This window comes from Mesorhizobium sp. M4B.F.Ca.ET.089.01.1.1 (genome assembly GCF_004022605.1).
Lineage (GTDB): Bacteria > Pseudomonadota > Alphaproteobacteria > Rhizobiales > Rhizobiaceae > Mesorhizobium > Mesorhizobium abyssinicae.
In genome coordinates, this window is record NZ_RZOS01001098.1 from 1 (window position 1) to 712 (window position 712).

Consider the following 712-nt stretch of genomic DNA (forward strand, 5'->3'; position numbering starts at 1 on the left):
GTCTTCGAAGTCAACCGCTGTTTCCTGCTTTCCGGATAACCGGAATCTCGGTTGAAGGCAGAGCCTGTCGCAGCTCTCATCCCAAGTCGGTCATTTCCCATGGCTCAATCATTGCTCCCATACTGCATGCATTTTCAAATGAAAATTGCGAATTGACGGTTACGCATCCGCGGTTCAATCGGAAGCGATTGTTAGCCTCTCAGCCTGAATCCAGTTGTGCGTATGCCAGCACTGTTAGCGCTTTTGTCCTCGACTTTCTGGTTGCAATGAGCGATGACTGACAATGTCGGCGCGTGCTTGCGCGCGGGGGTCCTGTTGACGATCACTGCCAATTCCGAGGAGGCATTGTATGCTACTCAGCCTCTTCTGCGGGGCAGGTGGACTCGACCTAGGATTCGAGGCCGCAGGCTACGAAATCGGATTGGCTTTCGACCTCCGTACCGACAGCATCGCCTCCTACAATCACAACCGCGAGGGCGCTGAACGGGGCCACGTAGGGGATGTCTCGAAGCTGAGTCTCAATGATCTCGATCGGCTGCACCAAATCACCTTCGAGCCGGAGGGCATCATTGGCGGGCCCCCGTGCCAAAGCTTCAGCCGCGCCAATACCGTCTATCTCGAGGCCGATCCGCGCCATTCTCTGCCGTTGGCATATGCCCGACTTCTAAAGTCGCTCAATCAGCGCAAGCCGGTGAAGTTCTTCGTCATGGAG

The 712-nt window shown here is 55.8% G+C and carries 2 protein-coding genes; both read left to right on the top strand.

Annotated features, from left to right (window positions below; translation table 11 throughout):
- Positions 1 to 281, top strand: a 281-nt coding sequence (locus EN780_RS39975; RefSeq protein ID WP_210215108.1) for a hypothetical protein, incomplete at its 5' end; no start/stop codon positions are given.
- 68 nt (positions 282 to 349) lie between these two features.
- Positions 350 to 712 (top strand): DNA cytosine methyltransferase (locus EN780_RS36225; protein ID WP_133372951.1); only part of this gene is annotated, 363 nt, incomplete at its 3' end.